Source organism: Caulobacter sp. S45, from assembly GCF_903642205.1.
Taxonomy (GTDB): Bacteria; Pseudomonadota; Alphaproteobacteria; order Caulobacterales; family Caulobacteraceae; genus CAHJWH01.
Map to the genome: position 1 here is coordinate 1 of NZ_CAHJWH010000194.1, position 5,044 is coordinate 5,044.

Consider the following 5,044-nt stretch of genomic DNA (forward strand, 5'->3'; position numbering starts at 1 on the left):
GAGACCGGTGACCCAGGGTCGGCACGCTGTCGAACCGGGAGGCGACACCTGCAGCTCCGCGGCGAGATGGGAAGATCAACCGCGTTTCAGCCGATCCCGCTTCAACAGTTTGGCGAGCGAGGTGCGGATCGCCTCCATCAGCTTCTCCCGCGTGAGGCTCGCGATTTAGGCGCGCTAAGGCGTTGGTCTCAGGTCTATGAGGCTGATCGTCGTGTTCATCTGCCCTCTATAATATATATCTATATATATACACCTGCTCAACAACTTTATGACGGGACATGCAAAGTGGTGCGGATGCGGAGCTTCCTACCCCGAATTAAGAAAGCTACTTTCGCTTGCGCTCGACCGGTGATTGCTCGCCCTCCAAGCGAGGCTTCGGAGCCGTAAGGTCGTGAACACGGCGGCCGACATGCGCGAAGGCTGCGACAGCCCGCGTCGCCGCCTCCTGCACAGGATCACGTTGGATGTGGGCGTATCGCTGCGTACTGCGCGGGTTCGTGTGGCCCAGGATCGCGCCCGTGAGCGGGAGCGAGAGCCCGACCGACACAGCGTGCGAGCCCATGGTGTGGCGCAGCGTGTGCGGCGTGACATCCTCCAGCCCCGTAGCCTTGATCGCCTTCTCCCATACGCCCTGCACCCCCTGGTAGAAGGAGGCGCCGCGCTCTGCGGGGAAGACGTATTCGGAGTCGGGCTCCCGTTCGGTGGATTGCAGGATTTGGAAAACCTCATCCACCATCGGCCTCCAGGACTTGCCCGTCTTGGAGTCCTCAAGTTGCAGCTCGGGTTTGGAGGCGTTCAGCCGCACTTCCGACCACTTGAGGCCGGCGATCTCATTGCGGCGGGCGCCCGTGAAGAGCCAGAGCAGGATGATCTTCAGCGCCTTGGGGTTGGCCCCCGCTTCGACAAGGGTCTCTACGGCGGCGACCAGGCGCTCGATCTCGTCGATGGACAGGAAGCGCTCCTTGGTGGGTCCCGTCCGCTGCACGTTGGCTTTGAAGCAGGGGTTCTCCGTCATGATCTCCCTGCGGACGGCGAAGGAGCACATGGCCGAAAGGTCGCCGAACACCTTGCGGGCCGCCCCATTGCCTCCTGTGACCGTGACCCGGCAGCGCGGACCCTTCTTGGTGTCGGAAGCGGTCTCCCCCGCCTCCACGGCGCGGAAGAAGCGCTCCACATCCGTCACGCTTAGCTCCTTGGCCTTGAGCCTGCCGAGCAGCGGAACGACATGGTGGCGGATCCTGCTCACCGTGTACTTCTTGGTGAGTGGCTTCATAGGCTGGCCCTGCCGCTTGCCCCGCTGCACGTAGCAGCCCTCGGCCTCATAGAGGTCGACCAGCTCCGCCATCGTGAGCAGCTGCTTGCGCTCCGCCTTCTTGGCGGCGGGATCTGTCCCAAGCGCCGCCTCGGCGATCAGCCGCTTGGCCTCGCGCCTCGCCTGATCGGGGGTGAGCTTGCCGAAGCTCGCAATGGTGATCCGTCCCTTCGTGGCGCGGCGACCCGAACCGACCCGGAAGTCGACGCCCCAGGCCCGGGCGCCGGTGGGCGTCTGCCGAAGCCAGAAGCCCGGGACATCGGGATCGTTGAAGTAGGTGAGCTTGTCCACGCCGGGCAGCTTGTCGATCTCGGACTTGATGAGCCTGAGGGTTGGCATGAGGGCTCCTACCCGCCGTTTAGGCACCGTTTAGGCACGGGATCGGCAAAGGCAAGCACCTCACGGCAAGAGCCCACTCAGACGCTCACTGTTTTTGTTGGGCTTTTCCAGCCTTCGGCAAGCCGCGGCAACCCCAGAAAACCCGTCGTGAAATCTTGCCAAGGTTGGGGTCGAGAGTTCGAATCTCTTCGCCCGCTCCAATCCAGGCGCAACGCCACGTCGTCGAGCAAGTCTTGGCCCAGATGAAACGGGCGAAGCTCTTCCCGTCGGGGTCAGGGCGGAAAGGTCCACCAGCGCCACGCCCGTCAGGCTTAGTCTAAGCCCAGAAAGGTCCAAGCACGCTGGTCCGGTCAGGGCCGCAAGCTTCTCACCGGTGACGCCGGTCTCGATCAGCGTCGATCTCGGGCCCGGGCCGAAGCCGGATGCGACGCCTGCGTCCATGGTCGTTCGGCCTGCGCCGGAGTCGAGCACCACCTTTACGGGACGATCGTTCAGGCGGCCGTCCAGAATGATCCAGCTCGCCTCGATGCGAAACGGGATCCAGCCTTTCGAGCCGGGCGGCTGGAGGAACTCGAGGCCCGTGGATAGGGCGGCATCTTCTCCGACAGCGGGCGCGGCACGGACCCGGCCACTGGCTAGCGGGTCCCAACCAGCCCGAGACTGCAGCCCACGAGCCGACGCCGGGAGAGCCGTCCGCTTACCACGTCGGCCTCAAGGCGTTCTGGCGGCGACGGTCTCGGCAGGCTGGGCGGAACGTTTCTCGCGCGCCGCCTGGCGCGGCGACGGCAGGTCGGTGTCGCTCCAGCCGCCGCCGAGCGCGCGCACCAGGTTGACGCTGGCCTGCTGGCGGCGGGTCTGCAGCGCCAGCAGGGTCTGTTCCGCCTGCAGCTCGGCGGTCTGGGCGGTGACCACGTCGAGATAGTTGGTGGCGCCCTCGCGATAGCGGATCAGCGACAGGTTGGTGGTGGCCTGGGCGGACTTCACCGCCGAGGCCTCGTCCACCTGCTCGGCGGCGTAGTGGTTGGCCAGGGCCATCTGGTCCTCCACCTGCTGGAAGGCGGTGAGCACGGCGGCGCGGTACTGGGCGCTGACCAGGTCGAAGGCGGCCTTGGAGGCGGCCACCACCGCCCGCCGGCGGCCGCCGTCGAACAGGGTGAGCGCCAGCTGGGGCCCCACCGTCCAGAAGCTGTCGGGCGAGGTCAGCAGGTCGTTGCCGCCAGTGTTCTCCCACCCGCCCTGGGCGCCCAGGCTCACGGTCGGGAAGAAGGCGGCGCGCGCCACGCCGATCTGGCGGTTGGCGGCATAGGCGCGGCGTTCGGCGGCGGCGATGTCGGGGCGGCGCTGCACCAGGGTGGACGGCACGCCGGCCGGCACGTGCGGCACGATCCGGGCCACGGCGGTGGCGGGGGCGATGGCGAAGGTGGAGGCGGGCTGGCCAACCAGGCTGGCGATGGCGTGCTCGTACAGCGCGCGCTGGGCGGCCACGTCGTTGATCTGCGCCTTGGCGGCGGAGAGCTGGTTGGCGGCGCGGTCCACGTCGAGCCCCGAAACGACGCCGCCGCTGTGGCGCGCTTGGGTCAGGTCCAGCGCGCGCTGGTAGGCGGCGACGGTGCTGCGCAGCAGCCGGGCCTGGGCGTCCAGGCCGCGGAGCTGGATGTAGTCGTCGGCGAGCTGGCCCTGCAGCGAGAGCTGGGCGTCGGCGAGGTCGGCGGCGGCGGCCTGGGCCGTCGCCCCGCCCGCGGCCACCAGGTTGCGGACGCGGCCCCACAGGTCGAGCTCGTAGCTGAGCGTCGCCCCGATGCGGTTGTCGGGCTCGACGTTGCGCTGACCGCCGCCGCGGAACAGCCGCTCCTGGGACTGGCGGTCGTAGGTGTTCTCGTCAAAGCCGGCGACGGTGGGCAGGTAGGCCGAGCGCGCCTGCGCGGCGAAGTCGCGCGCCTGGTCGTAGGCGGCCAGCGCCGCGGCCAGCGTCGGGTTGGCGAGCGGGACCTGGGGCTCCAGCCGGTCGAGGGCGGGATCGTCGAAGCGGGTCCACCAAGGCCCGCGCGGCGCGGTTTCGGCGGGCTGGGCCTCTGTCCACGGCCCCTGCTCCCTGTAGGCCAGGGGCTGGGGCGTGGGCGGAGGCGCGTAGCGGGGCGCGAAGTTGCAGCCGGCCAGGCTGGCGGCGAGCAGGGCGGACGCCACCGCCCGCCTCGGCCCCCCGCGGGACGTGCTCGCCATCACCCGCCCGCCTTGTCCATCACCCGGACCAGCTGGCCCTCGGCGATGGAGTCCGGGGGATTGTCGATCACCCGGTCGTCGCGGGAAAGGCCCGACGCGACCTCATCAGTCGAGCCGAGGTCCTTGGCGATCACCACGTGGTGGATGTGGACGTGGTTGTCGGGTCCGACCACGGCGACCTCGGTGCCCCGGTTGCGGAACAGAATGGCGCTGGAGGGCAGGATGAGGCGCGCGGTGGCGGCGTGGTCGGGGAAGTCGAACTTCACCTCGGCGTAGGCGCCGGGCTTGAGCGCGCCGTCCCGATTGTCGACGGCGAGTTCCGACAGCAGCGTGCCCGAAGCGTCGGCGATGGCGTTGGCGGTGGTGTCCAGCCGCGCGGCGAAGCTCCGCCCCGGCAGTTCGGGCACGCCCAGGGCCGCGGTGAGGCCCGGCCGGATTTCGGCGGAGTCGACCTGGGGCACGCGCACATAGAGGCGCAGAGGATTGACCTGGGCGACGTCGAACAGTTCCGAGTTCGCGGTCGCGCCCGCGCCCGCGTTGACCAGGGCGCCGATGTCGGTGCGCCGGGCGGTGATCACCCCGTCGAAGGGGGCGGTGATGCGCGAGAAGTTCTTCAGCGCCAGGTAGCGGTTCAGGTTGGCCTCTGCGGCCTGGACCTGGGCCTTGCGGGCCGCCAGGTCGCCGGCCTTCTCCTCGCTCTCCTGGGTGGAGACGGCGTCCTGCTTCAGCAGGCGCGCCCAGCGCTGGGCCGTGGTGGAGGCCAGGGTCATGTTGGCCCGGGCCGTCGCCACGTCGGCGCGGGCCTGGATGATCTGCTGGTCGGTTTCGGGCGTGTCGATGACCGCGAGCAGCTGGCCACGCTTCACGTGGGCGCCGATGTCGTCGTACCAGGCCCGCACATAGCCCGACACGCGCGAATAGATCGCCGCGTTGTAATAGGCCTGCAGCTGGCCCGGCAGGGTCAGCGAGCGCGCGCCGGCGTCGACCGAGGGGCTGACCACGCCGACCGCGGGGACCGCCTCCGAGGTGGTCCAGACCTGGGTCCGGGCCGTCTTGTGGCTGCGGCTGGAGATGCCGGACACCACCACCACGGCCGCCAGCGCCAGCGCCGCGACGCCGGCGATCATCAGCCGCCGTCTGCCGGGCGGCGGCGGTGCAACCCGCGCGGCTGGG

Annotated in this window: 3 protein-coding genes; all 3 read right to left on the reverse strand. The window is 69.3% G+C overall.

The features are described 5' to 3' along the window. Positions 1-325 precede the first annotated feature (325 nt). On the reverse strand, positions 326-1,651 hold the full coding sequence (locus HUV06_RS14570) for a site-specific integrase (protein ID WP_174301974.1): 1,326 nt from the start codon (positions 1,649-1,651) through the stop codon (positions 326-328). 711 nt (positions 1,652-2,362) lie between these two features. After that, positions 2,363-3,871 (reverse strand): efflux transporter outer membrane subunit, encoded by a 1,509-nt coding sequence (locus HUV06_RS14575; RefSeq protein ID WP_174301975.1) that lies wholly within the window; start codon positions 3,869-3,871, stop codon positions 2,363-2,365. Beyond that, a partial coding sequence (locus tag HUV06_RS14580) for an efflux RND transporter periplasmic adaptor subunit (RefSeq protein WP_254601166.1) occupies positions 3,871-5,044 on the reverse strand: 1,174 nt, incomplete at its 5' end. The genes HUV06_RS14575 and HUV06_RS14580, both read right to left, overlap by 1 nt.